This is a genomic window from Flavobacterium sp. AC267 (assembly GCF_979258715.1).
The window spans coordinates 2,878,197-2,900,058 of sequence record NZ_OZ409875.1 but is presented as its reverse complement, the minus strand read 5'-3'; the positions used below and the strand labels follow the sequence as shown (position 1 = coordinate 2,900,058).

The following is a 21,862-nucleotide window of genomic DNA, read 5'->3' as shown; positions in this document are numbered from 1 at the left end:
TTGTGGGGGAATAAATTTGTTTTCAATTCATTATTTATTAGGGGCTTAAAAAATGTAATCGATTACGTAAAAGTACGGTATTTATGTCTTTTTGTAAATTAACAACTGTTAAAAAAACATATTTATTAGAATTTTTTACAAAAGTTTGAACTTGTTCAATTTTTTTCCTACAAATTATAGTCAGTTTTGCGTTGTTAAAATTTTTATAAATAACCCAAACTCTTATTATGAAATTAAAATCGACACTCTCAATGTTTCTACTGACATTGACTTTCGGATTTACAGCATGTAATTCTGAAGAAATCGCTTCAAACACAGAAGCAAGCACTGAAACAGCAAGCTGAAACTGTAATTGACGCGCTTCGAACGTTACAGCTAAAATTGGAAACTGCGCTGAAGTTCCAGGATGGGCTTCACAAAACGGAGGCACAACCGGCGGTGGTTCATCGGCAGAAACAACTGTTACTACCTACGCACAGTTGAAATCGGCTATTGAAAACACATCAGTAAAAGTGATCAAAGTTTCTGGAACTATTACAGTTACAACAAGATTGTCTTTCCAAGACCAAACTGGAAAAACGATTTACGGAGCAAATGGCGCTAAATTAGTTTCGACTAATCAGACTAAAGATGCGTCTGGAATTATCAACATTAAAAGATGTAAAAACATCATTATCAGAAATTTAATTTTTGAAGGCCCTGGTGCTTATGATACTGACGGCTGGGACAATGCAATTTTGGACGAATGTACAAATGTATGGGTTGACCACTGCGAATTTAGAGATGGTGTAGACGGAAACTTCGACATCAAAAACAAATCAGATTATATTTCGGTTACGTATTCTAAATTCCATTACCTAAAACCACCAAAAGCGGGAGGTTCTGGAGGATCTGATGATCACAGATATTCTAATTTAATTGGTTCTAGCGACGGTGCAACTGGTGACCGTGGAAAACTTAGAATCACATTTGCAAGATGCTGGTGGGCGCCTGGATGTAAAGAAAGAATGCCAAGAGTTCGTTTTGGAAAAGTACATTTAGTAAACAACTTCTTTAACAGCACCGTAAGCAACAAATGTGTTGCGGCAGGTTTTGAAGCTAGCATTCGTGTAGAAAGCAACGTTTTTGAAGGTGTAAAAACACCAATCGATTTAATGACAGGATTTACAGCTGTTACTGCAACTGACAATGTTTTCACGAATACAACTGGAAATCAAGCAGGAAGCGGAACAGCGTTTACGCCACCATATTCTATTGTAAAATTGAATAAAACTGCGGTTAAAGCTGATATTTCGGCTAACGCGGGAGCAACTTTAGGCGGTAACGTCTGCGGTTCATTTTAATTGACTCTGGATAGCAAAAAATGAGTTAGTTTAGTTTCTAAAACCATACATTATTTTATATAATGTGTGGTTTTTTATTTTTTACCGCAAAGTTTATCTGTAGAGACGCACCGCAGTGCGTCTAACACACAGTATGGACAATTGGAGCGTAGACGCACTGCAGTGCGTCTCTACAGAAAACCTTTGTCCCTTTGTCCCTTTGTCCCTTTGTTCCTTTGAACCTTTGAACCTTTTTCCTTAAAGTACCAATTCTTCAAACAAACGTTGAATCGTTTTCTCCAAATCCTGACTTAAACCTGGATGAGGTCTTGAAGTTTGAATTGCCGAACTCCGAATTGCAGTTAACCATCTAAAACGTTCTGGAATATCAAATGCGACAATTGGACCGCCGTCTTTGGCTCCGTTTGTTATTTTTTCTAGTGAAGTTAAATTGCACTCGAATTGTTCTACATCAAAATCGGCAGAGAGTGATTGGATTTTTTCTTTATTTAAATGAAACAGGACTTTTATAAATTTAGCTTTTTTGCAAAATAAAATAATTCCGATATTCAGGAATTCTTCGCGCTCTACCCTTGGCACAACACGAATCACAGCATATTCGTATAAGTGGTTATCTTGCATTTTGAGCCTGATTTACAAAAATTTCTGAATTCTCTAATCTTGTTTTTAAAAACTGTAAGTATACATTTCGCAAACCTTCAGGCGTTTCGTCGGTATCTTCCCATTCAAGCCAGTCTACTGGAATTGTATTTACAATTTCTTCTAAAATTTCTGGTTTTAAAAGCGCTTTAAATTCGGCATCAACTTCTTTTAAAAGTGAAGCTTGAGGCAGTAAAACGTGGTCTTTTATCAATGCAAACGGACTTCTGGCATGTTGTTCCCAATTGTTCCAGGAATGGTGAAAATACAAACACGCTCCGTGATCAATCAGCCATAATTCTTTATGCCAGATTAGCATATTGGTATTTTTGAAAGTTCTGTCGACGTTGGTAATATAAGCATCCAGCCAAACAATCTGCGAAGCTAGTTTGGCGTCGACAGTAGTTACAACGGGATCAAAAGTAATAGCGCCAGATAAAAAATGAAGCGCGAGATTCAATCCCTGACTTCCCTGCAGTAAGTCCTGAATTTCTTCATCGGCTTCGGTTCTTCCAAATGCTTCGTCGAGATTAGCAAAAACCAATTCGGGAAGCTGTAATTTTAAAGCTTTTGCAATTTGTCCGCCTACTAGTTCGGCTATAAGGGCTTTTACGCCGTGTCCGGCACCTCTAAATTTTAATACGTATTTAAAATCGTCATCGGCTTCTGCCAAAGCGGGTAAAGAACCGCCTTCGCGCAATGGCGTGATGTAACGAGTAACATTTACCGTTCTAAGATCGAAGTTGTTTATCATTTTTAAAGATTCAAAGATGCTAAGGAACTGAGTTGCTAAGTTTCTAATCTTTGACATTACAAACTTACGATTTTTGATTTTAGATTGTATTTTTTACCGCAAAGTTCGCAAAGGTTTATGCAATCCCGAAGCCTCGGGACGCGCTGTTTTTTAAGTATTCCTTTTAGTTCCCAAAGATTCATCGATATTTTTTGTCATCCTGAGGCACGAAGGATCACACTAGAAGCTCCGTAAAGAAATTCGCCAATCTTTGTAGAGTTACGTGTGTGATCCTTCGTGCCTTTACAAGGACGACAAACTAAATGCAATTATCTAATTATCAAATTGGCACATTACCTAATTCTAAAAATGCTTTCCCGAGATTCTCTATAATATCTGAGGCTATAAAAGATTCATAACCCGTTTGGGGTACAGCAATATCTGCTGTTAAGCCATGAAGATAAACGCCAAATTTTGAGGCGTATTTGGGTTCGTAGCCTTGCGCGAGCAGACTTGTCAGGATTCCGGTTAAGGTGTCGCCGCTTCCTGCAGTTGCAAGTCTTGCATTTCCTGTTGTGTTTTCGTAAACCGAATTTCTGTTGATGATAAATGTTGGTGCGCCTTTCATGACCACAATGATTTTGTATTTTTCTGAAAAAGCAATCGTTTTTTGAAACTTTTCAGATTCTGAGTTCCATTTGCCGATCAAACGTTCGAGTTCTTTTGGATGAGGTGTTAGAATTGTATCTTCGGGAACTAACTCCAGCCAAGATAAATTTTCTGAGATAATATTTAAAGCATCGGCATCGAGAACTAAGGGAACTTTGTTGGATCTTAAAAATTCAAATAAAGCTTTTTGGGTTGCCAGTTCTTTTCCGATTCCTGGTCCGATTCCAATGGCTTGAGGAACTAATGGCAGGTGAATATTAGTAATGAAATTGGTGTTTTCATCGGTAACTGTCATTACTTCTGGAATGGGAATTTGAAGGATTTGATAACCGCATTTGGGTACAAAAGTCGTAACAAGTCCGCATCCTGATTTTAAGCAGGCCTTGGAAGCCAGAACCGGCGCGCCAATTTTCCCGTAACTTCCTGCAATAATTACAGCGTGTCCCTGAATTCCTTTGTGCGTGTGCGGATTTGCGGGTTTGTAAATCTTTAAAATTTCTTCTTTGTTAATTAAAAACGGAGACTTCATTCGGCTTCTTTTATATATTAAAGTTACAAAAAAATTGAAAGCACGAAATCTTTCTTTTGAACGGTCAGCCCTAGCCCCGGGAGAAGCAGCATCCTTTTTGTTTTTTCTTTAAAAACAAAAAGATATAGCGGATCACGGGAAATAGCTCCTAATCATTGCGAAATTTATAATTTAGAGTGTCATTTTTCGATATTTTTTGAATAAATTTGCGACTCAATTTTATAAAACAACACAATGAAAAATACTGCGCTTACGCACATACATGAAGGTTTAGGAGCAAAAATGCTTCCTTTTGCGGGCTATAACATGCCTATTACTTATGAAGGGGTTAATGCTGAACACGAAACGGTTCGTAACAGTGTGGGCGTTTTTGACGTTTCGCATATGGGTGAATTTTTGTTAACAGGTCCAAATGCTTTGGCTTTGATTCAGAAAGTGACTTCGAATGATGCGTCTACTTTAACAATTGGCAGAGCGCAATATTCTTGTCTTCCTAATAATGAAGGCGGAATTGTAGACGATTTGATTGTTTATAAAATGAAAGAGGAGCAATATTTACTAGTTGTAAATGCTTCGAATATTGAAAAAGACTGGAACTGGATTTCGTCTCACAATGATTTGGGTGCCGAAATGAAAAATCTTTCTGATGATTATTCATTGTTGGCTATTCAGGGTCCAAAAGCGGTTGAGGCTATGCAGGCTTTGACTTCTGTAAATTTAGCATCGATTCCTTATTATCATTTTGAAGTTGGTGATTTTGCTGGAATTGAACATGTAATTATTTCTGCTACAGGATATACTGGTTCTGGAGGATTTGAAATTTACTGCAAAAACAATGAAGTAGAACAGGTTTGGAACAAAGTTTTTGAAGCTGGTGTCGCTTTCGGAATCAAGCCAATTGGTCTTGTTGCGCGTGATACTTTGCGTCTTGAAATGGGATTCTGTTTGTATGGAAACGATATTAACGATACAACTTCTCCACTTGAAGCTGGTTTAGGATGGATTACTAAATTCACAAAGGATTTTACTAATTCTGAGAGCTTGAAAAAACAAAAAGAAGCGGGTGTTACTAAAAAATTGGTTGCTTTTGAAATGCAGGAACGTGCAGTGCCAAGACATGATTATGAAATCGTTGACGGTTCTGGAGCTGTAATAGGAATTGTAACTTCTGGAACTATGTCTCCTTCTATGAATAAAGGAATTGGTTTAGGATATGTTACTGTTTCAAACAGTGCTGTTGACAGTGATATTTTTATTAGAATTAGAAAAAATGATGTTCCGGCTAAAGTGATTAAACTTCCGTTTTACAAGAAATAATTTTTCTAGACATATATAATTTAAGAGTGCAATGCTTGTAAAGTATTGCACTCTTTTTTTTTGCTTTAAAACTAAAAATTTATTGGTAAAAATTATCGTTTTATGCATTTCGCGACTAAAAACTTTTGGTTGTCGATATTTTAGTAAAAAGACTACTATTTGTAAAAAAATTAGTGTAACTTTAATCTGAACGATGAATTTCCATTTATGAAAAAGATTTCACTACTCCTACTTTTACTGACTTCAACAGTCTTTTTTGGTCAGAACAGCGCAGAAACTTGTGAAATATTAAACAAAATAAATGCGCTTATTCAAGCCGAACATCTTCGCCCTAAACCTGTTGACGACAGTTTGTCTGTGTTTGTTTTTGATAATCTCATTAACGAACTTGATCCTTCCCGAAATATCTTTTTTAAGAGTGAATATGAAGAACTGGCTTCTAAATACCGTTATAATTTAGATGATCTGATTCTCAAAAATGACTGCAGTTTCCTTACTGAAATTAAAGCGAAATATGTAAATGGTCTTGTGCGCACTAAAAAAACATTAGAAAAGATACAAACTACAGCGATAGATTATGCTAAAAAAGATACGATTCGTTTCTATAAAAAATCTTTTGATTTTTACTTAAAAAACGAGGATTTAGAAAGAGTCTGGATTAAAAAACTTCGCTATCAAATACTGGACGATATTGCTGAAACAAGCACTAACTTAGATTCTATTAAAGCTAATTTTAAATCGATTGAACTGGTCTCAAAAAATAAGATTCTTACTAATGAGATCTGCCGTTTTACTACTTTATTAGACACGAATACAAAACAGGAAGAAAAATTGTATAATTATTTCTGTACTTATTTTGATCCGCATACTGCTTATTTTAGTGATGATTCGAAAACGAGTTTTATGGCTTCTTTGTCTAAAGAACATTTATCTCTTGGAATGACTGTTAACTTAAATGAAAAGAATGAAATTATAATTGATGAGGTCGATCCGAATGGGCCTGCGTATCAAACTGGACAAATAAAAAAGGGCGATCAGATTATTTCTATTTCCAATCAAAAAGATACTTTGCAGGTTTCTTGTGCTTCTTTAGAATCTATTTCGACTATGATTTTATCGGAGACAAATAGACAAATTACGCTAACTTTAAAGCGCAATTCTGGGAAAACTTTTGATGTTTATATCGAAAAGCAAGTGATGAAAGACGAGGACAATTCGGTTTTCAGTTTTATTATTGGTAAAGACAGTAAAATCGGCTATATAAAAATTCCGAGTTTTTACGCTGATTTGGATGGAAACAGTAGAAAAGGCTGTGCTGATGATGTGGCGCGAGAAGTCGTCAAACTAGAAAGAGATAATATAAAAGGACTTGTAATTGACTTAATTGACAACGGCGGCGGTTCTATGGAAGAAGCTATAAAACTGGCTGGAATGTTTGTAGATTATGGGCCGATCTCAATTGTGGTTGATAATCGAAAAGAAAAATCGGTGATTAATGATCCTTTTAAAGGTGTTATTTATAGAGGTCCGATTGTGGTTTTAGTAAACAGCAATACGGCTTCTGCAAGTGAATTTTTTGCCTCCATTATGCAGGATTACAATCGAGCTTTATTATTAGGAAGCAGTACGCTGGGGAAAGCTACTATGCAAACCATTCTTTCGCTTGACGAAGAAAAAAATACCGATTTCTTAAAAATCACGATTAATAAATTTTACAGAATTACAGGTAAAAGTCATCAATATATTGGCGTAAAGCCAGATGTTGTACTGCCTGAATTCTATGAGGATATTTACCAGAAAGAAAGTGATTTTCCGACTGCTATGAAAAATGACAGTATTGCCCCGTTTTTGAAGTACAAAACGTATGTAAAACGAAATTTAATCGATAAAATTGCTAAAAATAGTTCTGCAAGACTTGCTGATAATTATTTCTTTAGCAACATAAAAAAGATTAACCTCAAAATTGATCAGCTCGTAAATACACCAAAAGCTGAAATTCCGATGACTTTAGATGCTGTTTTTAAACAAAAAAACTCCTTAGAAGCGCTTTGGACAGAGATTAATACTTTTAATGATGAAAATAACCCGCTTGATGTTTATAATTCAAGCATTAATCAGCTTTTATTGGGGGCTTATCCAACAGATAAAACGATCAATCAGTCTCAAATGGATAATCTTAAAACAAATCCGTACCTAAATGAAGCGGTGAATATCATTAATGAATTTAATGGTGGGAGTAAGTAGTTTTTTGTTTCAGGTTTAACCGTGGTAGACGCTTTTTTTACCGCAAAGTCCGCAAAGATTTACGCAAAGTACACAAAGATTTTTTGAGTTAATTTTATAAAATAAAAAGAGTTCGCAAAGTTATGCAGATAAAGCTTTGCGAACTTTTTCTTTTATAAACACAACTTTATACAAAAAATCTTTGCGGACTTTGCGGTTAAATTCAACACAAGATATGGGACTTGAAAGAATATTTATTTTAAACGCAAAGTCGCAAAGATTTACGCAAAGTACACAAAGATATTTTTTAGTTAATTTTATAAAATAAAAAGAGTTCGCAAAGCTATGTAGATAAAGCTTTGCGAAATTTTCTTTTATAAATACAACTTTATACAAAAAATCTTTGCGGACTTTGTGGTTAAATCCAACACAAGAAACAGGACTTGAAAGATTTTTTTAACCGCGAAGTCCGCAAAGATTTACGCAAAGTACACAAAGATTTTTTGGGTTCATTTTATAAAATAAAAGAGTTCGCAAAGCTATGAGGATAAAGCTTTGCGAACTTAGCATTTATAAAAACAACTTTATACAAAAAAATCTTTGCGGACTTTGCGGTTAAATTCAACACAAGATATGGGACTTGAAAGAATATTTATTTTAAACGCAAAGTCGCAAAGATTTACGCAAAGTACACAAAGATTTTTTGAGTTAAGTTTATAGAATAAAAGAGTTCACAAAGCTATGTAGATAAAGCTTTGCGAAATTTTCTTTTATAAACACAACTTTATACAAAAAAATCTTTGCGGACTTTGCGGTTAAATTCAAAATAAGATACAAGACACAGGACCTAAAACCTCAACACCAAAACATTCCATAAAAAAGAGTTGTTTTGATTTTGGAAAAATAAGGAATAACCGTATTTTTGCATTACAAAACTTAAAATTAGAAATGGGAAGAGCATTCGAATTTAGAAAAGGAAGAAAAAATGAAACGCTGGTCTGCAATGGCCAAAACTTTTACCAGAATTGGTAAAGATATTGTAATGGCTGTTAAAGAAGGCGGTCCTAACCCAGACGCCAATTCTAGATTAAGAGCTGTTATACAAAACGCGAAGGTCGCCAACATGCCGAAAGACAATGTGGAGCGCGCGATTAAAAATGCAAGTAATAAAGATACTGCCAACTATAAAGAAATTTTGTTTGAAGGATATGCTCCTCACGGAATTGCAATCTTAATTGAAACTGCATCTGATAACAATAATAGAACTGTAGCAAACATTAGAAGTTATTTTAATAAATGCAACGGAACTATGGGAACTCAAGGTTCTGTTGAGTTTATGTTTGATCATACTTGTAATTTCAGAATTGCAAAAGGCGATCTTGATCCAGAAGAATTAGAATTGGAACTTATTGATTTTGGTGCCGAAGAAGTTTTTGAAGACGAAGACGGAATTTTAATCTATGCTCCTTTTGGAAGCTTTGGTGCTTTGCAAAAAGAATTAGAAAACAGAGGTTTGGAGATTTTATCTTCTGGTTTTGAGCGTATTCCGCAAATCACAAAAGAACTTACGGAAGCGCAAATCGCTGATGTTGAAAAATTAATCGAGAAAATCGAAGAAGATGATGACGTTATGAACGTTTATCATACAATGCAGGAAGAAGCATAATTTTTTCTTTTTATAAATTATACTAAAGCTCTAGATTTTTCTAGAGCTTTTTTTATTTAATAAATTTTAGCATCCTAGATTCAAATAAAAATTTATATTTGCTAATCTCAGAAATAAATTAATTTAAATATAAAGTTATGCAGGCCTCAAAAATCACAAGATTTGCTGTAATATTACTAGTAGTTCTTTTTATAGTAATCAGCGTAATCAGCTAAAAAACAGAAAGCCTTCTAAATTTAGAAGGCTTTCTGATTATATAAAATTAAATCAATTATTTTTTAGGAGTTCCATGAGTAACTTTAATCAAATACGTTCCTTCTGGTAAATCGCTAATATTAGATCCATTCGAGTCCATTATTTTTTTGCCTTGCGAGAAAACCTCAATGTTTTTTCCGCCTTTATTTATGTCATTGGAAGAAGCAACAATAATTGGAGGAACCACTGCTTTTACCGTTGCAGGTACTGTTTTCTTAACTGCATTAGAAACAGGTGCAGATTCTGTCGGAGCATCAACAGCAGGAGCCGCTTTAGAACTGTTATAAGCTTCCCTAACCTGTTCATCTGTCATAGCAACGGTATATAATCTAAGATCATCAATATCAGCATTGATACTTGTAGAAGTATTTAGTTTTCCGATATTCAAAATATAACCTTTTGCCGAACGCTGAATTCCTTCTACGGATTTTAATAATTCGCCATTACGATATATTTTGGATATATTTCCGTCATAAGTAATGCTATAAAAATACCAGGTTTCCTTTACCAATGGTACAGAAACCACAACATTATTGGTATCTCCCCAGCCTACCAAACTTAAGTCCGAACTGCCAGAAACTGCTGGCTGTTGAATTAAACCAAAATATTGTCCATTTACAGCAGTACCGTAACCTAAAATATAATTGGCGGCGTTTACAGCATTAAATTTCACCCAAATAGATATTGTTTTTGGTTTATTATCTTGCGGAAGATCTCCTACTACGGCTTGATAAGCTTTATTAGTAAGCCTTAAAGCCTTTTTAGGGGTTCCCATTCTGTCATTTACAAAAACAGGAGCTCCCAGAAAGGAAATTGTATTATCTGCACTATTTAAATTTCCGTTGAAATTAAATTCCTGAACCGGATTTTGTGCATTAGTATTTAAAAAACTTACCAACAGTAGTGTGAGTAATATTTTTTTCATAGGTATAAATTTATCAGAATGTTTTTGGTTTTGGGGAAAATCTTAATTGAAACAGCTTAGAATAAGCTTCCTTTACAATTCAGGTTTTCGAATATTTTTTTATAAATTTTGTTAAAACTATGATTTTAATTCAGCATCACCAAACAATTCCTACACATAAATATAGAATTCTCACAAAATTAAAAACATAGATTTTACTGTTTAATATTTTAAAGATTTTACATTAAAAATTATATTTGTATATATTAGAAATAACTTTAATTACAAAACATGCACACTAATAACAAAACCCTAACGATATTGATACTTTTATTTTTAGCTTTAAATATCACCAGCTGTAGTACACATACACACTCTTCTGGAGCAGTATCTGGTAAAAAAGTACCACCTGGGCAAGCAAAGAAAATTTCGGGAAGCAAAAGTGCAAAACCGTATGCTCCTGGCCAGCAGAAAAAGAGATAAAAACAAAAGCCTTTTTAATTAAAAGGCTTCTTTTTTACTATTTCAAAAAAACTCTATTGCTCGCGCAACATAAAACTAACTACATCAAAAAACTAAATAAAAAATCTATTATTTGGAGGTTATCTTTTTGGCTGGAGCACTTGTAACTTTCAGTAAATAAGTTCCTTCTGGCAGATTACTGATATCCATTGCATTGGTTCCAACTATTTTTTGACCTTGGGAGTAAATCTCTATATTTTTGGCAGTTCCGTTAACGTCACTTGATGTTATAATCGTTGCATTATTGGGTTTTGAAACAGTTTTTCCTTTAGTCGCTGCGGTTTTAGAAGTTTTCATTTCAATTGTCGGAGCTGTGGCAAGAGAAATAACTGGTTTTCCGCTTTCGTAAAGATCATTAACCTGCTCTGGAGTCAATGCAACATCATAGATCTTTAAATCGTCTATATCAGCGTTAATTCCGATTGTGGTGTTAATTTCTCCCAATCTAAAAATATTGCCATTTGTAGATCGTGTCATTCCTTCTAAAAATTTCAGTAACTTACCGTCACGATATATTCTGGAAGTTGCACCTTCATATGTAATTGTATAATTGTACCAAACATATTTTTCAAGTGGAATCGACACTATAACATCATTAGAAACTCCCCAGGCGACTAAACTTAAGTCAGCGTTAGAAGAAGACGTTCCTTGGTGTAATAAACCACAGTATTGCGCATTATAAGCGTTTCCATAGCCCCAGATATAATTAGCATTTGAGATATCGTTGAATTTAACCCATAAACTCACTGTTCTGGCACTCTTACCTTGCGGCAGATTGTCTATTACAGCCTCTAAAGCTTTATTATTTAATCGTTGGGCTCCTTTCAAATCTCCTGCTCTATCAGCAACGAAATTATCAATTCCCATAAATGAAGTTGTGTTGGAGGTGTTATTTAAAGTACTGTTAAAGTTAAATTCCTGAATTGGCGTTTGCGCATTAACATTCAAATAACTTACAAACATTAATGTGAGTAGTAATTTTTTCATAATAATAGATTTTAGGGATTAAATAACTTGTGTCATTTTAACCCTGCTAAACTAGATTATTACAAATTGGAGCAAAAATATTTCCGACAACTTACATAAATACTCGTTAAAATAACAAATTATGATCATTTTTGTCGTTAAACAACATTTTTAAACTTTTAATGATATTCTTAAAATACCATTCTAAATTCAATCAACTTAATAATTTCTTACGTATAAATACGCTGTTTTACTAAATATTCAAATTTGAAACCTAAAATGAAATGGCATAAAAAAACTCCATTCGTAAAACGAATGGAGTTTGATATTTATAAAAGTAATTTTTATTTACTTTACGAATTCAATTTTTTGAACTTCTTCTTCATTAACACTGTCAAAGAAGCCTTGTTCGTTCATCCAGTCATCGCTAAACACTTTACTCATGTATCGTGAACCGTGATCAGGGAAAATCGCAATAATATTGCTTTCTTTTGTAAACTCACCTTCTTCTGCATATTGTTTAATAGCCTGCATTACTGCTCCAGAAGTATACCCAACAAATAAACCTTCTTTACGAGTGATCTCTCTAGCAGAGTGAGCACTTTCTTCGTCGGTTACTTTCATGAATTTATCAATAATATCAAAGTCTGTTGCTGACGGAATCAAGTTTTTACCCAAACCTTCAATACGGTAAGGATAAATTTCTTTTGTGTCAAATTCTTTTGTTTCGTGGTATTTTTTTAATACCGAACCAAAAGCATCAACTCCCAGTATTCTAATATTTGGATTTTTTTCTTTTAAGAATTTTGCAGTTCCTGAGATAGTTCCCCCTGTTCCGCCGCAAGCAACTAAGTGCGTGATCTGCCCTTTGGTTTGTTCCCAGATTTCTGGACCTGTAGTGTTGTAGTGGGCATCAATATTTAACTGATTAAAATATTGATTAATATAGACTGACCCTTTTGTTTCTTCGTGCAGACGTTTTGCTACATTATAATATGATCTTTCATCATCTGCAGAAACGTGAGCTGGACAGACATACACTTTGGCGCCTAAACTTCGCGACATGTCAATTTTATCTTTGGATGATTTTGAGCTTACGGCTAATATACAATTGTAACCTTTAATAATGCTCACCATGGCTAAACTAAATCCTGTGTTACCAGAAGTTGTTTCGATAATGGTATCTCCCGGAGAAAGAATTCCTTTCTTCTCGGCTTCTTCAATAATATATAATGCTATTCTATCTTTTGAGGAATGACCTGGGTTGAAAGCTTCTACCTTTGCGTAGAAATTCCCTTCTAACTCTTCGGTGATTTTATTTAGCTTAATAAGGGGGGTATTACCTATTAACTCTAAAACATTATTATAAGCGGTTATTTCTTCTTTCATAAAAAAATAGTTAATCAAAGGCATTTTTCAAATTAACCTTGATAGGTTGCAAATTTAACAAAAAATTTCTAATTAGCTTTTAATTTTTTCTAAATCTAGTAAAAAACTAAATTCTTTTGCTAAGTCTTTTAAAGCTTCAAAACGTCCCGAAGCTCCGCCATGCCCTGCATCCATGTTGGTATCTAAGAACAAAAGTTTATTATTTGTTTTCAAATCTCTCAATTTCGCAACCCATTTAGCTGGCTCCCAATACTGTACCTGCGAATCATGCAAGCCGGTCGAAACATACATATTAGGATATTCTTGCGCTTTTACATTATCGTAAGGCGAATACGACAACATATAATCGTAATATTTTTTGTTATTTGGGTTCCCCCATTCATCATACTCTCCAGTTGTAAGCGGTATACTGTCATCCAGCATCGTGGTAATTACGTCTACAAAAGGCACCTGAGCGATGACGCCATTATATAATTCTGGAGCTTCATTTACAATTACTCCCATTAAAAGTCCGCCGGCAGATCCTCCTTCTGCATATAAATGTTCAGGAGAAGTATACTTTTGGTCTATTACAAATTTAGAGCAATCGATGAAATCTGTAAAGGTATTTTTCTTTTTTAACAGTTTTCCATCCTCATACCATTGTCTTCCTAAGTCCTCACCTCCTCTAATATGCGCAATTGCATAAACAAATCCGCGGTCTAAGAGCGACAATCTTGTTGACGAAAAATAAGTATCCATCGTAATTCCGTAAGAACCATAAGCATAAAGCAACAATGGATTTTGACCATTTTTCTCTAGTCCCTTTTTGTAAACCATCGAAATAGGCACTTTTACACCATCTCTGGCCGTTGCCCATACTCTTTCTTCTACATAATTATTTTTATCAAACTTTCCGCCTAAAACCTCTTGCTCTTTTAAAATCTCTTTGGTTTTAGTCTTCATATTAAAATCAATTATAGAAGACGGCGTTGCCAGTGATTGATAACTGTAACGTAATATATCGGTATCAAAATCAACATTGGTTGTTGTGTACGCATTATATGTTTCACTGCCGAAAGGAAGATAATAATCTGGTTCTCCATTCCAAGGCATGATTCGGATATGACTTAATCCGTTAGAACGCTCTTCTACAACTAAATAATTTTTAAAGATTTCAATATCTTCTAACAAAACATCTTCTCTGTGCGGAATTAAATCTACCCAGTTTTTCTTTCCTGTTTTGTCTTCAGGCGTTTTCATCAACTTAAAATTGGTCGCCTTATCTTTATTTGTCAAAATATAAAACGAATCCTCGTAATGTGAAATACTATATTCTAAACCGCGCACGCGTGGCTGAAAAACAGTGAATTCTCCATCTGGAGTATTAGAGTTAAGAATTCTATATTCTGTCGTTAAAGTACTTCCAGAGCCGATAACAATATATTTTCTTGACTTTTCTTTACTGATAGAAACATTAAAAGTATCATCGACTTCATCAAAAACCAAAACATCTTTTTCAGAATCTGTATTTAATTTATGTTTAAAAACTTTATCTGCTCTCAGCGTTACCTGATCTTGTCTCACATAAAAAATAGTATTATTATCATTAGCCCAAACCGAAGCTCCTGTAACACTTTCTATTTTATCAGCTAGAATTTCTTCTGTTTCTAAGTTTTTAACTTGAATGGTGTAAATTCTTCTTCCGACAATATCCACTCCAAAACTGGCAAATTTATTATCTGGACTAATACTTAATCCGCCCAATTTGAAATAAGCGTGTCCTTTTGCCATTTCGTTACAATTGAACAAAATTTCTTCCTGTGCAGACAGGCTTCCTTTCTTTCTAGCAAAAATTGGATAATCCTGCCCTGTTTCAAAACGGGTAATATAATAGTAACCATTGTAGAAATAAGGAACAGAAGAATCATCTTCCTTAATTCTTGCTTTCATTTCTTCAAAGAGATTATCTTTTAAAGTTTGAGTGTGAGAGGTCATACTCTCATAATAAGAATTCTCTTGATTTAAGTAATCAATTACCTCCTGATTTTCGCGGTCGTTAAGCCAGAAGTAGTTGTCAATCCTAGACTCTTTATGTTTTTTTAATGTTTTTGGAATTATGTTGGCCTTTGGAGCCGATATATCATTTTGCATTGACTGAGCATTAATTTTTAAATATGAAGACGCAAAAATAGTACAAACACAACAGAACAGAATTAATATTTTCATAAAATATTCTATTGATTTAACACAGCAATATACTAATTTTGTCTGAAATAATTTAAAAAATCAACAAAAATGGACTTAATGGGAATGATGGGCAAACTTAAAGAAACCCAGCAAAAAATTGAAGATACAAAAAAGCGTCTAGATACTGTTTTGATTGATGAACAAAGTGCTGACGGATTATTAAAAATTACAATTACAGCTAGCAGAAAGATCAAATCAATCTCTATTGATGATTCTTTACTAGAAGATAAAGAACAACTGGAAGATTATTTGATCGTTACACTAAACAAAGCTATCGAAAACGCTACAAATGTTAACGAAAGAGAATTAGATGCTGTTGCCAGAATGGATATGCCGTCTATTCCTGGAATGGATAATTTGTTTAAATAGAGGTACAAAGGTTCAGAGTTGCATAGGCTCAAAGTTTTTTATACTTTGTCCTTCCATGTAATAAAAAAAGACGCATTAATGCGTCTTTTTTTTAAACCTTTGTTCCTCTGTACCTTTGCTACTTTGCACCTCCTCCCTAAAACTTCGAAAGCGTTTCCAACACATACGTATGCATTACTTCTCTGTAATCTAGATGCGTTACGATTCGGAGTTTGTTGTGCCCCATAGAACTTATGGAGATATTTTTTTGTTTTAATTTCTCAATTAACAACTGATCGCTGTAACCTTCGGCAAGCGAAAAGATTAAAATATTAGTTTCTACAGGTTCTATTGCCGAAACCCAAGGTTTGGTACTCAAAATTTTTGCAATTTCTTTTGCTCGGCGGTGGTCTTCTGCCAATCTTTCAATATTATGCGCTAAAGCGTACAATCCTGCAGTACGCTAAATAACCCACTTGTCGCATTCCGCCACCAAGTATCTTTCTGATTCTCAACGCCCTGTGAATATCAGCCTTACTTCCTAATAACACCGAACCGATCGGAGCGCCCAAACCTTTAGATAAACAAACTGAAATAGTATCGAAAATAGCTCCAAATTCCTTCGGATTTTGTCTTTTGGCTACTAATGCATTCCAGATTCTGGCGCCATCCATATGAAATTTCAAATTATTGGCGTCGCAGACTTTTTTTATTTCTCTTAAATCTTCTAATTCATAACAAGCACCACCGCCTTTGTTGGTTGTATTTTCAACACAAACCAAACTTGTTAACGGACTATGATAAAACTCAGGATCGTTTATCGCCGCAACAACTTGTGAAGCTGTAATCATACCGCGATTACCATCTAATAAACAGCAGGAAACACCGCTGTTAAACGAAACTCCTCCTCCTTCATAATGATAAACGTGAGCATATTTATCGGCTATTAACTGCTCACCCGGCTGTGTATGCAGTTTAATTGCGGTTTGATTTGCCATAGTTCCAGACGGAAAAAAAAAGTCCAGCTTCCATACCAAAAAACTCTGCTGTTCTATTTTCCAATTCAATCACCGTAGGGTCCTGTTTGTATACATCATCGCCAACATGAGCGTTAAACATATACTGCGAGCATTTCATAAGTAGGCTTTGTTATGGTATCGCTGATTAAATTTATTTCCATATTCTAAAAACTATATCTTATTTTTGTATGCAAAATTACGTATTACAAATAGTTATTCTGAGCAAGTTTTAGTAAATTTTAACTTGCTAGTTTCTATAGACCAAATTAACGTAATAATTCTAAAAAACATATAAAAACCTATTAATTAATTTATGACAACAGCCGAACAAGTAAAAGGTATTGTGGAGCGCCTTGGTGCGTTGAGGAGGTATCTTTGACGTTGATGCCAAGCTAATCGAAATTGCAAACGAAGAAGAAAAAACGTTTGCACCAGATTTCTGGAACAATGCCAAAGAAGCAGAAATTATTGTAAAAAATCTTCGAAACAAGAAAAAATGGATTGAAGATTACAACAAAGCTATCGAACTTACAGACGAATTACAACTTGCGTACGATTTTTACAAAGAAGGAGAACTTTCTGTAGAAGAATTGGATGAACAATACAGCAATACTCAAACGCATATTGAAAACATCGAATTTAAAAACATGCTTTCTGATGAAGGTGACAGTTTAAGCGCTGTGGTTCAAATTACTGCAGGAGCCGGCGGAACGGAAAGTTGTGACTGGGCAGGAATGCTGATGCGTATGTACATGATGTGGGGAGAAAGTTATGGCTATAAAATAAAAGAACTGAACTTTCAAGAAGGCGATGTTGCGGGTATTAAAACCGTAACTTTAGAATTTGAAGGCGATTATTCTTTTGGTTATTTAAAAGGGGAAAATGGTGTACACCGTTTGGTTCGTATTTCACCTTTTGACAGTAACGCCAAACGTCACACCTCGTTTGTTTCTGTTTATGTTTATCCGCTTGTAGATGATAGTATCGAAATTGACATTAATCCTGCCGATATTGAAATTACAACGTCTCGTTCGAGTGGTGCCGGTGGACAAAACGTAAATAAGGTTGAAACTAAAGTTCAGTTAGTGCATAAGCCAACGGGAATCCAGATTCAATGTTCTGAAACGAGATCACAGCAAGACAACAGACAGCGTGCGATGCAGATGCTTCGTTCTCAATTGTACGAAATCGAGCTAAAGAAACAACAAGCACAACGTGCCGATATTGAAGCTGGAAAAATGAAAATTGAATGGGGTTCGCAAATCCGTAATTACGTAATGCGACCTTATAAATTAGTAAAAGACGTTCGTACAGGTTACGAAACCAGTGACGTTGACGGCGTAATGAACGGAAATATAGATGCGTTTCTTAAAGCCTATCTGATGATGATGGGACAGAAGGAGGAAGAATAAAGTTTTCAGTCGCAGTCTCAGTTTTCACTAAACTGGGACTGAGACTGAAAACCGAGACTGAAAACTAAAAAATAAAGTTATGATAAAATGGGCAGATGTAATTCATTTTACAAATAAAGGAAATCCGACTCCTGATAAAAGAGTGGAGAAAACGGAGGAAGAATGGAAACAAATCCTGACTCCGGAAGAATTTCAGGTAACGCGTTTAAAAGGAACCGAAAGATCTTTTAGTTCTGAATTATGCAGTTTGTTTGATCCTGGAATTTACGAATGTAAATGCTGTGGAACTGTTCTTTTTGATGCGAGTGAAAAATTCGAATCAGGTACGGGATGGCCTTCTTTTACACAGCCTGTAAAAGAAAATGCTGTTGGTTACCATGCCGATAAATCACACGGAATGATTCGCGTTGAGGTTACCTGCAATGTATGCGACGCGCATTTAGGACATATTTTCCCCGACGGTCCGTCGCCAAGCGGATTACGATACTGCATTAATGCTGTTTCATTATCAAAAAATTAAAGAATAAATTATCAAAGCGATTCCTTTACAAAAAGCGAATCGCTTTTTTTTTTAATAATCACGAAATGAATCCATTAACAAAACAAATGTAAGTCATCACTTAACAATTAAATTAATTATTTTTCAGCTCTTTTTTTAATAAATTAAGAGGCGAAATTGAGCTGTAACACTTTCAAACATTAAAAAACTGTCAGTAAATTAATATTTAAAGTGTTAATTTTTAAATTTTAAGCCTTATATTTTAAATTTTTATTAAGGAACGCGAAAAATTAATTAGGTAATTAAAATCTAATTCATTTTATTTGGCAAAAATTAACCCTAAGTCGATTAAAATTTGTCAATGAGATCCTATTCAATTCAAGAAATCAATGAAGTAATTAATGGCGTAATTTACGGCACTACTTCACAGAGCATTACCGCAACAGAGCAATTAGAAAAAGCTACAACTTCAGAAATTTCTTTTATAGGAAATAAAAAATACGAAAAGTACTGGTCAACATCTAATGCTTCAATTGCTGTAGTAAATGAAGACATTTCGATTGAGCCAGGCGAAAACCGTGCTTTTATTAAGGTAAAAAATGCCGATTTGGCTATGTCGCAAATTCTTGCTCTTTTTGCCCCTCCTACTCCAATTTTTCATACCAATATTCACAAAACGGCTACTATAGACGAAACGGCTATAATTGGCGAAGGTGCAAAAATTGGCGCTGGTCGCTATATTGGACCAAAAGTTGAAATTGGTGCCAATGCAACGATTTATCCAAATGTGACTATTCTGGACGAATGCACTATTGGCAAAAACACTATTATTTGGTCTGGGACCGTTGTTCGTGAGCGTTGCCATATTGGAAGCGATTGTATCATTCATCCAAATGCAACTATTGGTGCCGATGGTTTTGGATTTCGCCCTTGTTCTGAAAAAGGTTTAGTAAAAATTCCACAAATTGGAAATGTAATTATTGGAAACGGAGTTGAAATTGGAGCCAATTCTTGCGTTGACCGCGGAAAATTCAGTTCAACAGTTTTAGGAGATGGCTGTAAAATTGATAATTTAGTACAAATTGGTCATAACAGTAAACTTGGAAAGTTCTGTATTATGGCTGGAAACAGTGGTTTGGCAGGTTCTGTAACTTTAGGAAATGGCGTTATTATTGGCGGAAGTGCTTCTATAAAAGACCATACGACGATTGGCGACGGAGCTATAGTTGGTGCTGGATCTGGTGTTATTGGCGATGTGCCAGCAGGCAAAACAATGCTGGGTTATCCTGCTGTTGAAGCTCGTGATGCTTTAAAACAATGGGCAACACTAAAAAGAATGGCTTGCGCTGTTAAAAAATAATTCAAATCTAATTGATATAAAAAAACATCCGCTGATAACGGATGTTTTTCATTTTATATACTTTACATTAAAGTAAATCTCTTTATTAACAGAATAGATAAGAATGAAGTTTAGAAGCGACTTCTTAATTCACAAAGCAACTGGTTTATTTCAATTGATTTTGTAAATTAGCCAACACTATATTACAAAATCAATACGATATCATGGATTTAAACTTCAATAAAAACGAAGATCACAATAAACTGCTCCTTTCTGAATTAAAACAAAAATTTGCCAAAGTAAAATTGGGCGGAGGCGAAAAAAGAATTGAAAAATTACATTCTGAAGGTAAAATGACAGCTCGTGAGCGAATTGCTTACTTATTGGATGATAATGCTAAAAGTATTGAAATTGGTGGTTTTGCCGGCGAAGGAATGTATCCTGAACACGGCGGATGCCCTTCTGGAGGTGTTGTCGTTAAAATTGGCTACATTAAAGGAAAACAATGTATTGTAGTTGCTAATGATGCCACGGTTAAAGCTGGTGCCTGGTTTCCGATAACAGGAAAAAAGAATCTTCGAGCGCAGGAAATTGCAATGGAAAACAGACTTCCAATTATTTATCTTGTAGACAGCGCCGGCGTTTATCTTCCAATGCAGGACGAAATTTTTCCAGATAAAGAACATTTCGGAAGAATATTTAGAAACAATGCTCAAATGAGCAGTATGGGAATTACCCAGATTGTCGCCGTTATGGGAAGCTGTGTTGCCGGCGGTGCTTATCTTCCAATTATGAGCGATGAAGCTTTGATTGTAGATAAAACCGGAAGTATTTTTCTTGCCGGAAGTTATCTTGTAAAAGCCGCAATTGGCGAAACTATTGATAATGAAACCTTAGGCGGTGCTACAACGCATTGTGAAATTTCTGGTGTAACCGATTATAAAGCTAAAGATGACAAAGATGCTTTAGATAAAATTAAAAATATAGTAGATAAAATTGGTGATTATGACAAAGCTGGCTTCAGCCGAATAAAAGCAGAAAAACCTGCTTTAGATCCAAACGATATTTACGGAATCCTTCCAAAAGCCAGATCGGAACAATATGATATGATGGAAATTATCAAACGCTTGGTTGATAATTCAGAATTTGAAGCTTATAAAGATGGTTACGGACAATCTCTTCTTACTGGTTACGCCAGAATCGACGGCTGGGCTGTAGGAATTGTGGCGAATCAGCGAAAGGTAGTGAAAACCAAAAAAGGCGAAATGCAGTTTGGTGGTGTTATTTATTCTGACAGTGCTGATAAAGCAACGCGTTTTATTGCCAATTGCAATCAAAAGAAAATTCCGTTAGTTTTTCTGCAAGACGTTACAGGTTTTATGGTTGGTTCCAAATCAGAACACGGAGGAATTATTAAAGACGGTGCGAAAATGGTAAATGCGGTAAGTAATTCTGTTGTACCTAAATTCACTGTTATTGTTGGAAATTCATACGGAGCAGGAAATTATGCAATGTGCGGAAAAGCTTATGATCCTCGATTAATATTTGCCTGGCCAAGTGCAGAACTTGCCGTTATGGGCGGCACACAGGTCGCAAAAGTATTAGCACAAATTGAAGCTTCTTCGCTTAAAGCGAAAGGAGAAATAGTAGACGAAGAAAAAGAAGCCCAATTATTTAATAAAATAAAAGCACGCTACGACGAGCAGACTTCTCCTTACTACGCCGCTTCCAGACTTTGGACAGATGCTATAATTGATCCTTTAGAAACTCGTAATTGGATTTCATTAGGAATAGAAGCGACAAACCATTCTCCTATCCAAAAGCCATTTAATTTAGGCGTAATTCAGGTATAACATTTAAG

The 21,862-nt window shown here is 34.9% G+C and carries 15 protein-coding genes and 3 pseudogenes; 10 read left to right on the top strand and 8 right to left on the bottom strand.

The window, feature by feature from the left end:
- Positions 1 to 227: 227 nt before the first annotated feature.
- Positions 228 to 1,343, top strand: a pseudogene (locus ACZZ95_RS15185) (pectate lyase family protein).
- A gap of 237 nt (positions 1,344 to 1,580) precedes the next feature.
- Here the strand turns inward: ACZZ95_RS15185 and ACZZ95_RS15180 are convergent.
- From ACZZ95_RS15180 to ACZZ95_RS15170, 3 genes are all read right to left on the bottom strand, one after another.
- Positions 1,581 to 1,964, bottom strand: coding sequence for a DUF3037 domain-containing protein (locus tag ACZZ95_RS15180; RefSeq protein ID WP_463469682.1), 384 nt, complete (start codon positions 1,962 to 1,964; stop codon positions 1,581 to 1,583).
- Positions 1,954 to 2,736 carry a HipA family kinase gene (locus tag ACZZ95_RS15175; protein ID WP_463469681.1) on the bottom strand — a complete coding sequence of 261 codons (783 nt, stop codon included), beginning with the start codon at positions 2,734 to 2,736 and terminating at the stop codon, positions 1,954 to 1,956. The genes ACZZ95_RS15180 and ACZZ95_RS15175 overlap by 11 nt, the downstream gene beginning before the upstream one ends.
- A gap of 319 nt (positions 2,737 to 3,055) precedes the next feature.
- Positions 3,056 to 3,913, bottom strand: coding sequence for an NAD(P)H-hydrate dehydratase (locus ACZZ95_RS15170; RefSeq protein WP_463469680.1), 858 nt, complete (start codon positions 3,911 to 3,913; stop codon positions 3,056 to 3,058).
- Positions 3,914 to 4,147: 234 nt separating this feature from the next.
- On the opposite strand from ACZZ95_RS15170, the gene gcvT reads away from it, so the two are divergent.
- The 3 genes and pseudogenes from gcvT (at position 4,148) to ACZZ95_RS15155 (ending at position 9,119) form a co-directional block, all read left to right on the top strand.
- Positions 4,148 to 5,230: a glycine cleavage system aminomethyltransferase GcvT gene (gcvT, locus tag ACZZ95_RS15165; protein WP_463469679.1), complete on the top strand. Its 1,083-nt coding sequence runs from the start codon at positions 4,148 to 4,150 to the stop codon at positions 5,228 to 5,230.
- Positions 5,231 to 5,437: 207 nt separating this feature from the next.
- Positions 5,438 to 7,474: a carboxy terminal-processing peptidase gene (locus ACZZ95_RS15160; RefSeq protein ID WP_095954670.1), complete on the top strand. Its 2,037-nt coding sequence runs from the start codon at positions 5,438 to 5,440 to the stop codon at positions 7,472 to 7,474.
- Positions 7,475 to 8,401: 927 nt separating this feature from the next.
- Positions 8,402 to 9,119 (top strand): annotated as a pseudogene (locus ACZZ95_RS15155) (YebC/PmpR family DNA-binding transcriptional regulator).
- A gap of 271 nt (positions 9,120 to 9,390) precedes the next feature.
- Here the strand turns inward: ACZZ95_RS15155 and ACZZ95_RS15150 are convergent.
- Entirely contained in the window at positions 9,391 to 10,299 is a 909-nt protein-coding gene (locus ACZZ95_RS15150; protein WP_463469678.1) for a LamG domain-containing protein, read from the bottom strand.
- 300 nt (positions 10,300 to 10,599) lie between these two features.
- Between ACZZ95_RS15150 and ACZZ95_RS15145 the strand changes: the two genes are divergently transcribed.
- Positions 10,600 to 10,761: a hypothetical protein gene (locus tag ACZZ95_RS15145; protein ID WP_463469677.1), complete on the top strand. Its 162-nt coding sequence runs from the start codon at positions 10,600 to 10,602 to the stop codon at positions 10,759 to 10,761.
- 108 nt (positions 10,762 to 10,869) lie between these two features.
- On the opposite strand, the gene ACZZ95_RS15140 is transcribed toward ACZZ95_RS15145, so the two are convergent.
- The 3 genes from ACZZ95_RS15140 to ACZZ95_RS15130 form a co-directional block, all read right to left on the bottom strand.
- Positions 10,870 to 11,787 carry a LamG-like jellyroll fold domain-containing protein gene (locus ACZZ95_RS15140; protein ID WP_463469676.1) on the bottom strand — a complete coding sequence of 306 codons (918 nt, stop codon included), beginning with the start codon at positions 11,785 to 11,787 and terminating at the stop codon, positions 10,870 to 10,872.
- Between the two features lie 327 nt (positions 11,788 to 12,114).
- Complete coding sequence (locus ACZZ95_RS15135; protein ID WP_463469675.1) at positions 12,115 to 13,155, bottom strand: PLP-dependent cysteine synthase family protein; 1,041 nt, start codon at positions 13,153 to 13,155, stop codon at positions 12,115 to 12,117.
- 72 nt (positions 13,156 to 13,227) lie between these two features.
- Complete coding sequence (locus tag ACZZ95_RS15130) at positions 13,228 to 15,363, bottom strand: S9 family peptidase (protein ID WP_463469674.1); 2,136 nt, start codon at positions 15,361 to 15,363, stop codon at positions 13,228 to 13,230.
- Between the two features lie 69 nt (positions 15,364 to 15,432).
- Here ACZZ95_RS15130 and ACZZ95_RS15125 point away from each other — a divergent pair, with 69 nt between their 5' ends.
- Positions 15,433 to 15,753 (top strand): YbaB/EbfC family nucleoid-associated protein, encoded by a 321-nt coding sequence (locus ACZZ95_RS15125; protein ID WP_095953313.1) that lies wholly within the window; start codon positions 15,433 to 15,435, stop codon positions 15,751 to 15,753.
- A gap of 136 nt (positions 15,754 to 15,889) precedes the next feature.
- Here the strand turns inward: ACZZ95_RS15125 and ACZZ95_RS15120 are convergent.
- A pseudogene (locus ACZZ95_RS15120) lies at positions 15,890 to 16,912 on the bottom strand (threonine aldolase family protein).
- A gap of 152 nt (positions 16,913 to 17,064) precedes the next feature.
- Here ACZZ95_RS15120 and prfB point away from each other — a divergent pair.
- The 4 genes from prfB (at position 17,065) to ACZZ95_RS15100 (ending at position 21,854) form a co-directional block, all read left to right on the top strand.
- Positions 17,065 to 18,163 (top strand): peptide chain release factor 2 gene (gene prfB, locus ACZZ95_RS15115; protein WP_463469673.1). Its coding sequence is split into 2 segments (ribosomal slippage): positions 17,065 to 17,127 and positions 17,129 to 18,163, totalling 1,098 coding nucleotides; the frame shifts between segments, so codons are not numbered across the junction.
- A gap of 79 nt (positions 18,164 to 18,242) precedes the next feature.
- Complete coding sequence (msrB, locus tag ACZZ95_RS15110; RefSeq protein ID WP_463469672.1) at positions 18,243 to 18,683, top strand: peptide-methionine (R)-S-oxide reductase MsrB; 441 nt, start codon at positions 18,243 to 18,245, stop codon at positions 18,681 to 18,683.
- A 340-nt stretch (positions 18,684 to 19,023) separates the two neighbouring features.
- A complete protein-coding gene (gene lpxD, locus ACZZ95_RS15105; protein WP_463469671.1) occupies positions 19,024 to 20,022 on the top strand; it encodes a UDP-3-O-(3-hydroxymyristoyl)glucosamine N-acyltransferase in 999 nt (332 codons plus the stop codon).
- Positions 20,023 to 20,225: 203 nt separating this feature from the next.
- Positions 20,226 to 21,854, top strand: coding sequence for an acyl-CoA carboxylase subunit beta (locus ACZZ95_RS15100; protein ID WP_463469670.1), 1,629 nt, complete (start codon positions 20,226 to 20,228; stop codon positions 21,852 to 21,854).
- Positions 21,855 to 21,862 lie beyond the last annotated feature (8 nt).

Bases quoted from the DNA above. Each gene is read 5' to 3' on its own strand.
- ACZZ95_RS15135 (WP_463469675.1), bottom strand. From the start codon at position 13,155: ATGAAAGAAGAAATAACCGCTTATAATAATGTTTTAGAGTTAATAGGT.
- ACZZ95_RS15180 (WP_463469682.1), bottom strand. From the start codon at position 1,964: ATGCAAGATAACCACTTATACGAATATGCTGTGATTCGTGTTGTGCCA.
- gcvT (WP_463469679.1), top strand. From the start codon at position 4,148: ATGAAAAATACTGCGCTTACGCACATACATGAAGGTTTAGGAGCAAAA.
- ACZZ95_RS15140 (WP_463469676.1), bottom strand. From the start codon at position 11,787: ATGAAAAAATTACTACTCACATTAATGTTTGTAAGTTATTTGAATGTT.
- ACZZ95_RS15130 (WP_463469674.1), bottom strand. From the start codon at position 15,363: ATGAAAATATTAATTCTGTTCTGTTGTGTTTGTACTATTTTTGCGTCT.
- ACZZ95_RS15125 (WP_095953313.1), top strand. From the start codon at position 15,433: ATGGACTTAATGGGAATGATGGGCAAACTTAAAGAAACCCAGCAAAAA.
- ACZZ95_RS15150 (WP_463469678.1), bottom strand. From the start codon at position 10,299: ATGAAAAAAATATTACTCACACTACTGTTGGTAAGTTTTTTAAATACT.
- ACZZ95_RS15160 (WP_095954670.1), top strand. From the start codon at position 5,438: ATGAAAAAGATTTCACTACTCCTACTTTTACTGACTTCAACAGTCTTT.
- ACZZ95_RS15100 (WP_463469670.1), top strand. From the start codon at position 20,226: ATGGATTTAAACTTCAATAAAAACGAAGATCACAATAAACTGCTCCTT.
- lpxD (WP_463469671.1), top strand. From the start codon at position 19,024: ATGAGATCCTATTCAATTCAAGAAATCAATGAAGTAATTAATGGCGTA.
- ACZZ95_RS15175 (WP_463469681.1), bottom strand. From the start codon at position 2,736: ATGATAAACAACTTCGATCTTAGAACGGTAAATGTTACTCGTTACATC.
- ACZZ95_RS15170 (WP_463469680.1), bottom strand. From the start codon at position 3,913: ATGAAGTCTCCGTTTTTAATTAACAAAGAAGAAATTTTAAAGATTTAC.
- msrB (WP_463469672.1), top strand. From the start codon at position 18,243: ATGATAAAATGGGCAGATGTAATTCATTTTACAAATAAAGGAAATCCG.